The sequence below is a fragment of the Streptosporangium sp. NPDC049248 genome (assembly GCF_040678965.1).
Taxonomy (GTDB): domain Bacteria; phylum Actinomycetota; class Actinomycetes; order Streptosporangiales; family Streptosporangiaceae; genus Streptosporangium; species Streptosporangium fukuiense.
Map to the genome: position 1 here is coordinate 416211 of NZ_JBFAQY010000001.1, position 14805 is coordinate 431015.

Genomic DNA, 14805 nt, shown 5'->3' on the forward strand with positions numbered 1-14805 from the left:
CCACTCGGCGGGATACTGACATCATGCAAATATCACGAAAGATCGCCGCTTTTCTGATCGGCCTTGCCGCTTTCATGATCTTCGAATGGATCAACCTTGGCTTCAACCTCGCGGACGGCCACCCGACGGCCTTCTACGTGGTCCACGGAATCCTGATCGCCGTCAACATCGTGCTCGCGATCGTGCTCGGCGTGATCGGCCTACGCGGTTGGTCGCAGCGTGAGCAGGGTTCTTCGGTGTAGCTCGGCGGCCTCCTCGGCGGAGTCGCCGATGCTGGTGAAGCCCAGCTTGCCGAACTCCGTGACCGCACCCAGCAGGTGCAGCACGTTCCCGGTGCGGCTCTCGCGGTCGAAGCCGAGACCCGCGTCGTGGACCAGCTTGACGACCTCCCCGGGGGTGCGGCCCTTCAGCGTGGGGGAGGCGCAGTTGTCGGTCGCCACGTAGTACTTCGGCCGCCCGTCGCGCATCAGCGTGCCGGTGCCGGGATCGTACGACGCGCCGGTGGTCAGGATCGCGGCACCGAGCGGGTGGGTGGTGCCGCCGATGCGCAGGTTGATCTCACACAGCAGCGTCCGGTAGCCGCCGTCGGTCTTGACGGCGAAGAAGTCGACGCCGAACAGTCCCACCACGCCGCGCTCCGCCAGGACCCCGGCGATCCGCTCGGTGTACGCGCCCAGCTCGGCGCGGTACTCCCGCCGGGCGGGGAAGCTGCAGCCCTGGTAGACATCTCCGTTGGGGCCGCCGAGGACCTGCTCGTGGGTGGCGACCACGTCGTAGCCGCCGCCGGGGGTGATCCTGGCCAGCGCGCTGGGGGAGCGCAGCGGCCGGTCCTCGATGAACTCCTCGATCACCGCCCCCCGCTCGGCGATCTTCTCGGCGAACGTCGTCCAGTTCTCGTCGGAGGCGGAGAAGCTCGTGGGGCAGGAGACGAGCGGCCGGTCGTCCTTGGTCACGATGGCGTTGCCGAGTCCCGAGTAGCTGTTGTTGAGCTTGACCATCAGCTTGGTCGTGGGGCTCATCGCACGGGCGGCGTGCTCCACCTCGGTCAGCGAGCGCAGGTCGCCGAAGCCCCTGACCGTCGGCACCCCGGCCTCGTCGCCGATCGCGCGTCCACCGCTCTTGGACCCCAGGTGGGCCAGGGCGGTGGCCGGGCCGTACACCGGCAGGGAGAACAGCTCGGCGAGGCGTTCCTCGTACTCGCTCACCACGAACGGCACCATCCAGGCGCCGCCGTCCTCGCGGGTCTTCCGGCGGTTCCCGAGCGCGGCGCGGACCCGCTCGATCACATCCGGGCGGCGCAGCAGCGCCTCGCTGAGCGGGTGCGTGTCGGGATCATCCAAACTGATCATTTGCAGGCGGGTGCGGGCCTCGTCCGGATCGTCGAGGAAGCTCAGGTAGTAGTCCACGACCGCGTCGTTCACCGGCATCGAGGTGAGGTAGACGACCTCGACCTTCGGCTCTCTCAGGGTGAGGAGCAGGAAGAGTAGTCGTTCCTCGTAGCAGAGGGCTCCGGTGATCCTGCGCAGTTCATCCTGGGGAAGCGACAACGAGGGAAGGACCACCAGCATGCCCTCGTCCGGTTCAAATATGCTCAAACGCGACTGCCTCTCCCCGAATGGGATGTTAGCGATCATGTGAGGAGTGAAACATGCATTCATCCCATTTGCATCACTCCGCCGGGTTCGATGACCGGCACCCTGAGGTCAGGTAAATTGCCAGGTCGGCGATGTTTGGAAGTGGCTCGGGGCTGTCATCCTCCGGCCGGGCCGTCACCCCACATGACTACCGTCCCGTAGTCAATACGAGTCATCTCGTCTGGTTCTCTCGGGGGAGAAGGTGTACGAGTGAGGTATGGGGTGGCAAAACATTTGGCGTGGATGTCGGCGAGTTGCTCGCGGGGCGAGATAAAGTCGTTGTCATCGCCAATGCGACGGCTGCCCCCGACCACAGGCTCGCAGCTCCCGCGTCGGCGTCGACCAGCCCGTGCTGACACGGCCCGTGAGACCCACTCCGGCCCGTCGGTGCGGCGATCACTTTTTTCGAGGCTGCCTCATGGTTTTCGAGATCCTGGGCAGTGGCACGGTGCGTCGAGGATGAAGGATTGCCGGCGCGGAATAGGACGGTGAACAATGCGGGGGCGTAATTTGCGGGGAGAACTCGACACGTTCCTCGCCGGTCGCGAGCAGGAATTGATCAACTTCCGTCGAGACCTGCACATGCATCCCGAGCTCGCGTTCGCCGAATATCGCACGACGCAGCGCGTCGCCGAGCGCCTGACCGCCGCGGGGCTGGTCCCCTCGGTGCTGCCGCGCGGCACCGGCCTGCTCTGTGACGTCGGCAGCGGCGACGGTCCCACCGTGGCGTTGCGGGCCGACATCGACGCGCTGCCGGTGCCGGACGAGAAGGACGTCCCCTACAGCTCGACGGTCCCCGGCGTGTGCCACGCCTGCGGCCACGACGTGCACACCGCGGTCCTGCTCGGCACCTCGCTCTTCCTCGCCCAGCAGGCCGAGGCCGGCCTGCTGCCCGGCAGGGTCCGGTTGATCTTCCAGCCCGCCGAGGAGCTTCCCGGCGGTGCGCTCGAGGTCATGGCCTCCGGCGGCATCAGTGGTGTCGACCGCATCTTCGGCCTGCACTGTGACCCCCGGCTGGACGTCGGCAGGGTCGGCCTCAAAGCCGGTCCCATCACCTCGGCCTGCGACAAGGTGACGATCCGGGTGAGCGGTCCCGGCGGGCACACCGCCAGGCCGCACCTCACCGCCGACCTCGTCTTCGCGCTCGCCAAGATCCTCACCGAGCTGCCCGCCGCGCTCTCCCGCCGGATCGACCCCCGCTCCTCGCTCAGCCTGGTCTGGGGCCGGGTGGAGGCGGGCTCGGTGGCCAACGCCATCCCGGACGACGGCGTCGCCGAGGGCACCGTGCGCTGCCTGGACGAGGCGGCCTGGCACGCGGCCCCCGACATGATCAAGTCGCTGCTGGAGTCGGTCGCGGGCGCGTACGGCGTCGAGGCCGAGATGGAGTACACGCGCGGCGTGCCGCCGGTGGTCAACGACAAGATCAGTGTGCAGATGCTGGCCGAGGCCGCGGAGGGCGTGCTCGGTGAGGGCTCCTCCGGGCCGACGGAGCAGAGCCTGGGGGGTGAGGACTTCGGCTGGTACCTGGAGTCCATCCCCGGCGCGTTCGCCAGGCTCGGTACCCGCGAGCCGGGGACGGCGCACCTGGCGGACATCCACCAGGGCACCTTCGACGTGGACGAGAGTGCCATCGGCATCGGGGTGCGGTTCCTCGCGGCGACCGCGCTGACCGCACTCTGGGAGGGGCAGCGCCCCCTCACTGGCGAACCTTTTGTGGAAACTGAACCAGGACAGATGACTCGCTGAGAGTCTACTCAGACTCTGGGTACTGGATGTTTCCGAGGCCGTGGGGAGGAAAATCCCCACGGCCTCGGCTGTCATGAGGTTTATCTTCAGGCGTCGCCAGAGCCGGATCGCGTCACTCGCTTTTCGTGAGATGAGGATAAGCAGCTACATGAAGTGGCTGTAGACGCGACGGGCAAGAAGGGTTTCCGGTACGAATTTATTCCTCAGAATACTTGAATGCTGGCGGTGGTGATATTGCAGTTGTAGTCGCTCGCCCATACTCTGGAGATGTCGCCAAGTTGGCCCCGGACCTTGGTTATGGTTGGGCCGTAGATGGTGATGTTGTATGGGTACCGTGGTGAAGCGCAGTTAGCTTTCACTCGGTAGGAGCCGTAGCCTTCATCGCAGTATGCCGAGGCTGTTTCAGTATTGTAGTAGGAATTGCAGTCCCAGACTTCTGCTTGAGCACTCGGGGCGATGGCGGCACTTGCCGCAAAGAATACCCCTACGCCGACTAGAGTTGCCAGGGCTGACTTGACCATCTTTTCCCTATACCTGAACGCTGGCCGAGGTGATGTTGCAGTTGTAGCCAACCGCCGACACACTGGAGACGGGACCGGGCTGGTCGTTTCGGAGCTTGGTTACGGTCGGGCCGTAGATGGTGATGTTGTATGGGTACCGTGGCGAAGCGCAGTTAGCTTTCACTCGGTAGGAGCCGTAACCTCCATCACAGTATGCTGAAGCAGCGTCGGCGCTATAGCTGGAACCGCAGTCCCAAACTTCCGCTTGAGCACCCGGGGCCATGGCAATACTTGCCATTAGAAGCATTCCCGTTCCAGTCAGGCTAATGACGGCCGATTTGATTCGCTCCATGCTTGTCTTCCTTTCGGGGGCGCATGCCCGCATGCGGAAAATCCGTTAGGCGGAAGGGGGTAACGGTTGCCTGGCGATCAACCTCCTCTATGTAAAGATAGATTATCTTCATTGTCAATGACTGAATGACTGTAACGTGGCGTGTCTTTTCATGTGCACTATGAAGTATGCAAGAACTTGAGTCGTGACGGTGTGTGTCCGGCCTGATCCCAGGGGTGGCTATGCCTATGGTCATGGGGCCGTTTTTGTCGATGTTCTGGAAACGTGGAGACGCCCCGATTTTTCCGCTTCCCCGTACTTGTTGTTGGGTAAACCTTAACTTGGGTCCTATTTAGGAAAGCGCGAAGCTGTTTCGTGCAAGGACTGGTCTTCCGGTGAAGGTTTGGCCGCTTTGGCTTGTGCGACGTTCCGCGCCGAGATCTCATTGACTCCACACAGAGGATCTGGTATAGGGGCCGAGTGGAGGGGTGGCCATGGGATTGGCCTATCCATCGGAGAGGAGGCTCGGCCGGAAGAGGCCAAGAGCCCAGCCTTAGGAGTATTGATCCTTAGGGAAAGCTTCGGGCATGAAGTTTCCTCTGGTCACAGTCTCGCTTGATGTCGGTAACAGGCAGGTTGCGGACTTGTGTGACGGTTTGGAGTGCTCTGCCCGACCAACTACATTCCGTGCAGGGTTGCCGTGCGTTCCTTCGCGCGTGCACAAGTTACGGCGAAGAGGGACGGAGGAGTCACCTTGCTCCGCAGTCAGTTCGGCAAGATGACGATGGTCACCGCGGCGGGTGCCATGCTCATGGCAGCGGCCGCCTGTGGTGGCGGTACGGAAACGACGGCGAGCCCGGCGGCCAGCTCCGCAGCGAGCAGCGAGGCACCCCAGGCGTCTGGGCTGAAGGTCGGCCTGGCCTACGACGTCGGCGGTCGCGGGGACAAGTCCTTCAACGACTCCGCCTACGCCGGTCTGGAGCGCGCGCAGAAGGAACTCGGCGCCGAGATCAAGGACCTCAGCCCGGCGGCCGACGGTTCCAACCGCGGCGAACTGCTCCGCCAGCTGGCCGAGGCGGGCTACAACCCGATCGTCGGTGTCGGCTTCGCCTACGGCGAGGACATCCAGAAGACCGCCGCCGAGTTCCCCGACGTCCAGTTCGCGGTGGTCGACTCGGCCTCCAACGGGCCGAACGTGACCGGTCTGCTCTTCGCCGAGGAGCAGGGCTCCTACCTCGCGGGCGTGGCGGCCGCCGAGAAGAGCAAGTCGAACCATCTCGGGTTCGTCGGCGGCGTCGAGAACGACCTGATCAAGAAGTTCCAGGCCGGGTTCGAGGCCGGCGCCAAGTCGGTCAAGTCGGACATCAAGCTTGATATCAAGTACCTGACCCCGGACGGCGACTTCAGCGGCTTCAAGGCCCCGGACAAGGGCAAGATCGCCGCGGAGAAGATGTACCAGGACGGCGCAGACATCGTCTACCATGCCTCCGGTGACTCCGGCCTGGGCGTCTTCCAGGCGGCTGCCGCCGCGGGCAAGCAGGCCATCGGCGTCGACTCAGACCAGTACGAGACGGTCAAGGAGGCCGACCTCAAGAAGGTCATCATGACCTCGATGCTCAAGCGGGTCGACGTCGGCGTGTTCGAGTTCATCAAGGCGTTCCAGGGTGGCGCCAAGGGCGGCACCAACGCCGTCTACGACCTGAAGGTCGACGGCGTCGGCCTGTCCACCTCCGGTGGCTTCATCGACGACGTCGCCGCCAAGGTCGACGAGGCCAAGAAGAAGATCGTCGACGGTTCGATCACTGTTCCCTCGAAGCCGTAAGCCTGTTCCCCGTACCCCCTCGAAAAAGGGGGCGGGGAACGACTTCCGAGAGCCCGGGGTCACCCCCCGGGCTTCTCCCTGTCTCATCACGATCCGCGAGCCGGTTGGCTCCTCAGGAGAACGCATTGTCGACGAGCTCGGACACCCCGGCCGTGACGCCCCCCGCGGTGAAGCTGGAGGGCATCACCAAGCGCTTTCCCGGCGTCGTCGCCAACCATGACATCCGGATCGTCATCGAGGCCGGTTCCGTGCATGCCATCGTGGGCGAGAACGGCGCGGGCAAGTCCACCCTGATGAAGATCCTGTACGGCATGCAGCGGCCCGACGAGGGCAAGATCTACGTCAACGGCGAGGAGGTCACCTTCCGCACCCCCGGCGACGCGATCGCGGCCGGGATCGGAATGGTGCACCAGCACTTCATGCTCGCCGACAACCTGACGGTGCTGGAGAACATCATCCTCGGCGCCGAGCCCGCGAAGGCCGGAGTCCTGGATGTGAAGGGCGCGCGCAAGCGCATCGTCCAGCTCGCGGGAGATCACGGCCTGCGGGTCGACCCCGACCGGATGGTCGAGGAACTCGGCGTCGGTGACCGGCAGCGGGTGGAGATCCTCAAGGTCCTGTACCGGGGCGCGCGCGTCCTCATCCTCGACGAGCCGACGGCCGTCCTCGTCCCCCAGGAGGTCGAGGAGCTCTTCGCCAACCTGCGCGAGCTCAAGGCCGACGGCCTCACGGTCATCTTCATCTCGCACAAACTCGACGAGGTGCTGAGCATCGCCGACGCCATCACGGTGATCCGGCGCGGCACCACCGTCGCCAGCGTCGATCCCGGTTCCACGACGGCCAGGCAGCTCGCCGAGCTGATGGTCGGCAGCGAGCTGCCCACCCCGGAGACCAGGGACTCCACGGTCACCGACCGCGTCGTCCTCGACGTGCGTGACGCGACCCTCCAGGGAACGGGTGCCAAACCACTCCTTTCCGATGTCAGCTTCACGGTCCACGCCGGTGAGGTCCTGGGCATCGCCGGGGTCGAGGGCAACGGCCAGTCCGAGCTGATCGAGGCCATCATGGGCCTGCGGACGCTCGACGGCGGGCGGATCCTCCTCGCTGAGGAGGACATCACCGCCTGGTCCACGCTCCGCCGCCGCGAGTCGGGCATCGGCTACATCCCGGAGGACCGGCACCGCCAGGGGCTGTTGCTCGAGGCGTCCCTGTGGGAGAACCGGGTGCTCGGCCACCAGACCATGAAGCCCGCCCGCAAGGGGATCTGGGTGAACCGCGCGGCGTCGCGCAAGGACACCGAGCGCATCGTGCGCGAGTACGACGTCCGTACCCCGAGCATCGACACCCTCGCCCTGGCGCTCTCCGGCGGCAACCAGCAGAAGCTGATCGTCGGACGTGAGATGAGCGGCGACCCGAAGTTCCTCATCGCCGCCCATCCGACCCGGGGAGTGGACGTCGGCGCCCAGGCCGCCATCTGGGACCACCTGCGCGCCGCTCGCGCGGGCGGTCTCGCGGTGTTGCTGATCTCGGCCGACCTCGACGAGCTGATCGGCCTGTCGGACACCCTCCACGTCATCTACGGCGGGCGCATGGTGGCCCGCCTCGACCCAGGCCAGGTCACCCCCGAAAAACTCGGCGGATACATGACCGGTGCCATCGCGGAGGAGAGGTCATGATGCCCGCGAGGCTGCAACGCACGCTGCTGACCGTGGCGGGTGCGGTGGTGGCGGTACTGCTCGCCATGGGGATCTCGAGCATCGCGATCCTGGCCGCCGGAGCCAGCCCGGTCACCGCACTGGGGGCGATGTTCGACTTCGGCGACACCCAGCCGCAGGTGGTCAACGCCATCACCTTCATCGTCAACCGCGCCGTCCCGCTGTTCATCGCGGGCCTCGCGGTCGCCATCGGCTTCCGGATGAACCTCTTCAACATCGGTGTCGAGGGGCAGTACCGGATCGCGGCGATCGTCGCCGCCTTCGTGGGGTCGCAGTTCGTGCTCCCAGGGCCGATCCAGATCACCCTGATCATCGTGGTCGCGATGCTGGTGGGCGGCCTCTACGCGTTCATCCCCGCCGTACTCAAGGTGACGAGGGGCGTGAACGAGGTGATCTCCACGATCATGCTCAACTACATCGCGGTCAACCTCGCCGCCTTCCTGGTCCGGGGCCCGTTCGCGGGGGAGCGCACGGAGGGGAAGCTGACGACGTCCACCCCCGAGCTGCCGGAATCGGCGTGGTTCCCCAACCTGAACGTCCTGTTCGAGATGTTCGGCCTGCCCGCCCCGCGCGGCGGCCTGTGGGGTTTCCTCATGGTGGCGATCCTGCTCGGCGTGATCATCTGGCTGGTCCTCGAACGCACCCGGTTCGGCTTCGAGGTCAAGGCCAGCGGTCTGAACCCGCCGGCCGCTCTCGCCTCCGGCGTCGACGCCAAGCGCATGGTGATTTCCGCGATGGTCCTCTCCGGCGCGATCGCCGGCCTGATCGGCCTGCCGGAGATCCTCGGCCGTACCCACGCCTACGGCTCGAACTTCACCGCCGGCCTCGGCTTCCTCGGTATCGCGGTCGCGCTGCTGGGCAGGAACAAGCCCGTCGGCATCGCGGTGGCCGCGCTGCTCTTCGGCTTCCTCGACCGTGCGGCCGCGCCCCTGCAGTTCGCCGACATCCCGCCGTCCGTCGTCGCCATCATCCAGGGCTCGATCGTGCTGATGGTCGTGATCGCCAACGAGGTCACCAGCCGGATGTCGATACGCCAGGAGGAACGGCGGGCCGCCCGTCAACTCGGTACCACTCAGCGAGCAGAGGTGGCCGCATGACCACGTCCGTGGCATCCTCGGAAGCCCGTCGCGTACGCCGCTACCACCTGGCGCTCGTCGGGGTGGCGGCGCTCATCCTGCTGCTCTCCCTGGCGCGGGTCATCGCGGGCGCGCCCGAGCTCACGTCCTCGGGAACCTTCTCGGCGGCCCTGCTGCTCGCCGTCCCCATCGGGCTGGCCGGTCTCGGCGGGCTGTGGGCCGAGCGCGCGGGCATCGTCAACATCGGCCTCGAAGGCATGATGGTGCTCGGCACCTGGTTCGCCGGATGGGCCGGTTACCAGTGGGGGGCCACCGCGGCGCTGCTCGCCGGCCTGGCCGGCGGTGCGATCGGCGGCCTGATCCACGCGATCGCGACCGTGTCGTTCGGCGTCGACCACATCATCAGCGGTGTGGCGATCAACCTCCTCGGCCCCGGCGTCACCCGCTTCCTGTCCGAGGTGCTGTACGCGCAGGGCACGGCCGCGGGCGAGAAGGGCGCGGGCATCACCTCCTCGCCCACGCTCTCCTCCGAGGCGCCGAGTGTCAGCCTGCCGATCCTGTCCGACGGTCCCGATCTGCTCGGGAAGCTGGAGAACACGCACTGGTTCCTGCTCTCCGACGTCGCCGGGATCCTGCGCGGCCTCACCCACGACGTGAACGTCCTGGTCATCCTGGCGGTGGCGCTGATCCCGCTGACGTTCTTCGTGCTGTGGCGCACCTCCTTCGGGCTCCGGCTGCGCTCCTGTGGCGAGAACCCGTGGGCGGCGGAGTCACTGGGCGTCAACGTCTACCTGACCAAGTACCTCGCGACGGTCATCTCCGGCGCGCTGGCCGGCCTCGGCGGCGTGTTCCTGGTCTTCGTGACCACCAAGTACGTCGAGGGGCAGACCGCGGGCCGGGGGTTCATCGGGCTGGCGGCGATGATCTTCGGTAACTGGCGGCCCGGCGGCCTCGCCGCCGGAGCCTCCCTGTTCGGCTACGCCGACGGCCTCCAGCTCCGCAGCTCCCAGGCGGTCACCGGCCTGCTGCTCTTCGGCGCCCTGCTGCTGCTGATCTACACCGGCCGCGAGGTCCGCAGGCGCCTGGCCGCGGGAGAGCCCGGGGTCAGGCAGTACACGGCTGCGGTGGCGGCCTTGCTCGCCGCCGTGTTGCTGATCTGGCTCTGGATGACCGTCGATAAGCTGCCCAACGAGTTCGTCTTCATCACACCGCACGTACTGACGCTGCTGGTGCTCTCCGCGGCCTCGCAGAGCCTGCGCGCACCCCAGGCGGACGGGGTGCGCTACCGCCGGGGGGAACAGCACTGATGGTGGCAATCGATTGGGCGGCTCTCAAGGCCGAGGCCGTGCGGGCCATGGGGCATGCCTACGCCCCCTACTCGAAGTTCCCGGTCGGCGCCGCCGCCTTGGTGGACGACGGGCGGATCGTGTCCGGCTGCAACGTCGAGAACGCCTCCTACGGCATCGGGCTGTGCGCCGAGTGCGGGCTGGTCTCCGCGCTCCAGGCCACCGGTGGTGGCCGCCTGGTCGCGTTCACCTGCGTCGACGGGCACGAGGAACTGCTCATGCCGTGCGGCAGGTGCCGCCAGCTGCTGTACGAGTTCGGCGGTCCCGAGCTGCTGCTGGAGACCGTCGACGGCCCGAAGCCGATGTCGGAGATCCTGCCGTACGCCTTCGGGCCCGAGAACCTGAGCCGGGGGGCCTGAGCATGGACGCGGTCAACGTCATCGTCACCAAGCGGGACGGCGGCGAGCTGTCGGCCGAGCAGATCGACTGGGTGATCGACGCCTACACCAAGGGCGTCGTCGCCGACGAGCAGATGTCCGCGCTCGCGATGGCGATCCTGCTCAACGGCATGAACCGGCGGGAGATCGCCGAGTGGACCCAGGCCATGATCCGTTCCGGGGCGCGGATGGACTGGTCGGCGCTGCCGGGCGCCACCACGGACAAGCACTCCACCGGCGGCGTCGGTGACAAGATCACGCTGCCGCTGGCGCCGCTGGTCGCCGCGTGCGGCGGTTACGTTCCCCAGCTGTCCGGCCGGGGGCTCGGCCACACCGGCGGCACCCTGGACAAGCTGGAGTCCATCCCCGGCTGGCAGGCGTCCCTGTCCAACGAGGGGATGCTCGACGTGCTCGGCAAGGCCGGCGCGGTCATCTGCGCGGCGGGCGACGGGCTCGCCCCGGCCGACAAGAAGCTGTACGCGCTCCGCGACGTCACCGGCACGGTCGAGTCGATCCCGCTGATCGCCTCCTCGATCATGTCGAAGAAGATCGCCGAGGGCACCGGCGCGCTGGTGCTGGACGTCAAGGTCGGCTCCGGGGCCTTCATGAAGACCCCCGGGCGGGCCCGCGAGCTGGCCGAGACCATGGTCGCGCTGGGCACCGACGCCGGAGTCAATACGGTCGCGCTGCTGACCGCCATGGACCGGCCGCTGGGCCTGGCCGTGGGCAACGCGCTGGAGGTCACCGAGTCGGTCGAGGTGCTCGCCGGCGGCGGCCCCGCCGACGTGGTCGAGCTGACCGTACGGCTGGCGCGGGAGATGCTCCAGGCGGCGGGCCTGTCCGGTGGCAAGGACCCGGAGCGGGCCCTCGCGGACGGCTCGGCGATGGACGCCTGGCGCCGGATGATCTCCGCCCAGGGCGGCGACCCGGACGCTCCGCTGCCCGTGGCCGCCGAGACCATGGAGATCACCGCGCCCGCGTCCGGCGTGCTGTCCAGGCTCGACGCGTACGGCGTGGGCCTGGCGGCCTGGCGGCTCGGCGCGGGCCGGGAGCGCAAGGAGGACCCGGTGTCGTTCGGCGCGGGCATCGTGCTGCACGCCAAGCCGGGCGACCCCGTCCGCGAGGGGCAGCCGCTGATGACGCTGCACGCGGACGAGGCCTTCCGCTTCGAGCGGGCGCTCGCCGCGCTGGAGGGCGCCTACACCGTAGGGGAGAGCGCCGAGGCGGACCTGCTCCCGCTGGTGATCGACCGCATCACGGCCTGACCCGGCGGGAGCGGGCCACCGCACGGCCCAGGGCGGATCCGTACGGCCGGTGCCGAGACCTCCCGGAAGAAGGCCGGCGGTTTCGACCCAGGGCCCGCGCGGGCTTCGGATCCACAAGGTGGCTCCGCGTATCGGGAGGTGCATGACGCCCCGACCGGTTCACCAGGTCTTGCCGGCCTGCTCAAGGATTGTGCGGTTGATCCGGTTGAAGAAGTTGGTCAGTGCGATCTCCAGGTTGATCGCGGACAGTTGCTTCTCGTCGAAATGGGCGGTGGCGGCCTCCCAGATCTCGTCGGTCACGCCCGGCGCGCCGTCCTGGATCCGGGTGGCGGCCTCGGTCAGCGCGAGCGCGGCCCGCTCCGCCTCGGTAAAGAACGGCGTCTCGCGCCAGGCGACCACGTTGTGCAGCCGTTCGTCGGTCTCACCGTGCTTCCTGGCCGCCGTGACCCCGGCGAAGACGCATGGGCTGCAGCCGTTGATCTGGCTGGCCCGCAGATGGACCAGCCCGAGCAGGCGCGGGTCGACGCCACCGGCGTGAATCGCCGTGTAGAGGTGCTTGATCGCCGTCATCACGTCGGCGTTCGCCGAGCTCTTCATCCGTGCTTCCATCGTTATTGCTCCTATCGGTTACCTGAGCCCGTCCGGGTCCGTCATCACCTATGACGGAGCAGATCCGAGGAAGGTAACAACATGTCCGACACCAGCCCGACGGACCCGGTGGGCGAGGCGTTCGAGGCCCAGCGCGACCGACTGCGCGCGGTCGCCTACCGCATGCTCGGATCGCACGCCGACGCCGAGGACGTGGTCCAGGAGGCCTGGCTGCGGCTCTCCCGCCAGGACACGGCGACGATCGACAACCTCGCGGGCTGGCTGACCACGGTGGTCGGCCGGATCAGCCTGGATGTCCTGCGGTCGCGCCGGGCCCACCCTGAGGCGTCCTACGATGACCGGTCGGCCGAACTTGTCGTGATGGTCGACGACAGCCCCGCGCCGGAGGACGACGCGGCGCTCGCCGACTCGGTCGGGCTGGCGCTCCTGGTCGTCCTGGAGTCGCTCCGGCCGAGCGAGCGGCTGGCGTTCGTGCTCCACGACTTGTTCGCGGTGCCGTTCGACGAGATCGGCCAGATCCTCGGCAGGTCCGCCGACGCCACCAAGATGCTCGCCAGCCGCGCGCGCAGGAAGGTGCGGGCGACCGAGCGGCCGATGGCCGCTGGACGGGGGCGGCGCGAGGTGATCCAGGCCTTCCTGGCGGCGGCTCGCCGCGGCGACTTCGAGGGGTTGCTGCGCGTGCTCGACCCGGAGGTGAGGCTGACCGTCGACACCCCCGACGGTGTGGTCGTCATCCTCGGCGCCACCAAGGTCGCCACCGGCGCAACCGCGCGAGCCGCCGCCGGCGCAGCCGCGCGAGGGCGAGCGGTGCTCGTGAACGGCCTTCCCGGGTTCGTCTCCTGGCGCGAGGATGGAACTCCGCTCTCGGTCATGGCGTTCACCGTCGTCGACGGCCGGATCGCCGCCATCGCGACCGTGATCGACCCGGCCAGGCTCGCGTCGATGGACCTGCCGGACATGACAGGGGGCGGTTCACCCGCCGGGTGAACCGGCGGTCCTTTCGCCGAACATCATGGCGCCGGAAAGCGCGGGACCCGCCACGGTCCTCCCGGGAGTGCCGTTCGCCGAGCGCACGAGGGCCTCACCGCCGGCAGGTGGTGAGGCCCTCGTGATGTGTGCCGCGGCGCCGGTCTCGACGACCCTCCGGACCGGGCCGGGCGGCGAATCGCCGCGGGTCCGGTCGTGATCGCGGTGCTTGACTCGTCCTTCGACAGGCTGTCACGATCGGGCCAGGGCCCAGGTGCACGGCGGAGGGTGAACCTCTCCGGAGAGCCGGGCATCTAACGGGGCAGGAGGCTCATCATGAACCGCACCCTCGTTTCTCTCGCGTTCGTTCCGCTCTTCCTGCTGGCCGGCTGTGGCCAGGACCCGCAGACCGCGCCGTCGTCATCGTCGCCCCCGTCCTCGGGCGCTCCGGCGACCACGGGCCCCGCCGCCACGCCCTCCGCCGCGCCGGCCGGGCTGCGGCCCCCGACGAGCACCAAGGAGATCGAGGTCGAGCGCACCACCGTCGCCTCGCCGACCGTCACCGGGGCCAGGTTCGGCCGGCACCAGGGGTTCGACCGGGTGGTGATCGACCTGAACGGAGACGTGCCCGGCTACACGGCGCGCTGGGTGCCCGAGCTCGTCCAGGACGGCTCCGGCGATCGGATCGACGTCAAGGGCGGGGCCTACCTCCAGCTGACGATGAGCCCCGCCATCGCGCACACCGAGGCGGGCAAGCCGAGCTGGACGGGCGGGCCGATCTTCCAGGCACAGCTCGGCAACGTGCAGAGCGTGGTCAAGACGGGGGACTTCGAGGGAGTGGTGAGCGTGGGCATCGTCCTCGACCACAGAGCGCCGTTCCGGGTGCTGGAGCAGAAGAGCCCCAACCGGCTGGTCGTTGACGTCGCGCACTGAGCGGCGCACCCCGTGACCAGTGACAGACTGGTCTGATGGTACGCAAAATCGACAGCGCGACGCGGATTCCCGTTCCGGGCGGCAAGACGATCGACGAGTACGTCGGCCGGGTCAACAGCGGCGACGACCGGATCTCGATCGCACGGATGGCCGCCCCGGCGGGCTGGGAGGAGCCCGCCCAGACCCCTGAGTTCGCCGAGTACACCCTGGTGCTCAACGGCACGGTAATCGTGGAGCACGACGGGGGCGTCACCGAGGTCGGCGCGGGACAGGTGTTCACCTGCGAGCCGGGGGAGCGGATCCGCTACCGCTCGGGGCCGGACGGCGCCGAGTACGTCGCCGTCTGCCTGCCCGCCTTCTCCCCCGAGACCGCCAACCGCGACGACTAGCCGCCCCGCACGACGTCGACCAGGTCCGCGGCACCGGGGCGGACCGGTCGTGAACACGTCACCCGAGACACGTGGGACCGTCACGCACTCCGTCCC

Annotated in this window: 14 protein-coding genes; 11 read left to right on the plus strand and 3 right to left on the minus strand. The window is 67.9% G+C overall.

Annotated features, from left to right (window positions below):
- The first annotated feature begins 23 nt into the window (after positions 1-23).
- Positions 24-242, plus strand: coding sequence for an SCO4848 family membrane protein (locus tag AB0K21_RS01960; protein WP_030912524.1), 219 nt, complete (start codon positions 24-26; stop codon positions 240-242).
- Here AB0K21_RS01960 and AB0K21_RS01965 read toward each other — a convergent pair.
- The gene (locus AB0K21_RS01965) at positions 201-1595 is read right to left on the minus strand and encodes a peptide ligase PGM1-related protein (protein ID WP_364147065.1); all 1395 of its coding nucleotides are present in this window, start codon (positions 1593-1595) and stop codon (positions 201-203) included. The genes AB0K21_RS01960 and AB0K21_RS01965 overlap by 42 nt on opposite strands.
- Before the next feature lie 534 nt (positions 1596-2129).
- Between AB0K21_RS01965 and AB0K21_RS01970 the strand changes: the two genes are divergently transcribed.
- Entirely contained in the window at positions 2130-3380 is a 1251-nt protein-coding gene (locus AB0K21_RS01970) for a M20 family metallopeptidase (protein WP_343968013.1), read from the plus strand.
- A 203-nt stretch (positions 3381-3583) separates the two neighbouring features.
- Here AB0K21_RS01970 and AB0K21_RS01975 read toward each other — a convergent pair whose 3' ends face one another.
- Complete coding sequence (locus AB0K21_RS01975; RefSeq protein ID WP_343968011.1) at positions 3584-3901, minus strand: hypothetical protein; 318 nt, start codon at positions 3899-3901, stop codon at positions 3584-3586.
- A 1064-nt stretch (positions 3902-4965) separates the two neighbouring features.
- On the opposite strand from AB0K21_RS01975, the gene AB0K21_RS01980 reads away from it, so the two are divergent.
- The 6 genes from AB0K21_RS01980 to AB0K21_RS02005 all read left to right on the plus strand — a co-directional run bounded on the left by AB0K21_RS01980 (position 4966) and on the right by AB0K21_RS02005 (position 11812).
- Positions 4966-6033, plus strand: a complete 1068-nt coding sequence (locus AB0K21_RS01980) for a BMP family ABC transporter substrate-binding protein (RefSeq protein ID WP_343968009.1) — start codon at positions 4966-4968, stop codon at positions 6031-6033.
- A gap of 125 nt (positions 6034-6158) precedes the next feature.
- Entirely contained in the window at positions 6159-7709 is a 1551-nt protein-coding gene (locus AB0K21_RS01985) for an ABC transporter ATP-binding protein (protein WP_343968007.1), read from the plus strand.
- On the plus strand, positions 7706-8845 hold the full coding sequence (locus AB0K21_RS01990) for an ABC transporter permease (protein ID WP_343968005.1): 1140 nt from the start codon (positions 7706-7708) through the stop codon (positions 8843-8845). The genes AB0K21_RS01985 and AB0K21_RS01990 overlap by 4 nt, the downstream gene beginning before the upstream one ends.
- Positions 8842-10131, plus strand: a complete 1290-nt coding sequence (locus AB0K21_RS01995; protein ID WP_343968003.1) for an ABC transporter permease — start codon at positions 8842-8844, stop codon at positions 10129-10131. Before AB0K21_RS01990 ends, AB0K21_RS01995 begins: the two co-directional genes overlap by 4 nt.
- Positions 10131-10529, plus strand: a complete 399-nt coding sequence (locus AB0K21_RS02000; RefSeq protein ID WP_343968001.1) for a cytidine deaminase — start codon at positions 10131-10133, stop codon at positions 10527-10529. The genes AB0K21_RS01995 and AB0K21_RS02000 overlap by 1 nt, the downstream gene beginning before the upstream one ends.
- Before the next feature lie 2 nt (positions 10530-10531).
- Positions 10532-11812: a thymidine phosphorylase gene (locus AB0K21_RS02005; RefSeq protein WP_364147072.1), complete on the plus strand. Its 1281-nt coding sequence runs from the start codon at positions 10532-10534 to the stop codon at positions 11810-11812.
- 159 nt (positions 11813-11971) lie between these two features.
- Here AB0K21_RS02005 and AB0K21_RS02010 read toward each other — a convergent pair whose 3' ends face one another.
- Positions 11972-12421, minus strand: coding sequence for a carboxymuconolactone decarboxylase family protein (locus AB0K21_RS02010; RefSeq protein WP_343967997.1), 450 nt, complete (start codon positions 12419-12421; stop codon positions 11972-11974).
- Positions 12422-12502: 81 nt separating this feature from the next.
- Here AB0K21_RS02010 and AB0K21_RS02015 point away from each other — a divergent pair, with 81 nt between their 5' ends.
- From AB0K21_RS02015 to AB0K21_RS02025, 3 genes are all read left to right on the plus strand, one after another.
- Positions 12503-13408, plus strand: coding sequence for a sigma-70 family RNA polymerase sigma factor (locus tag AB0K21_RS02015; RefSeq protein ID WP_343967995.1), 906 nt, complete (start codon positions 12503-12505; stop codon positions 13406-13408).
- A 315-nt stretch (positions 13409-13723) separates the two neighbouring features.
- Complete coding sequence (locus tag AB0K21_RS02020; RefSeq protein WP_343967993.1) at positions 13724-14320, plus strand: hypothetical protein; 597 nt, start codon at positions 13724-13726, stop codon at positions 14318-14320.
- A gap of 35 nt (positions 14321-14355) precedes the next feature.
- Positions 14356-14709, plus strand: a complete 354-nt coding sequence (locus AB0K21_RS02025; protein WP_343967991.1) for an AraC family ligand binding domain-containing protein — start codon at positions 14356-14358, stop codon at positions 14707-14709.
- Positions 14710-14805 lie beyond the last annotated feature (96 nt).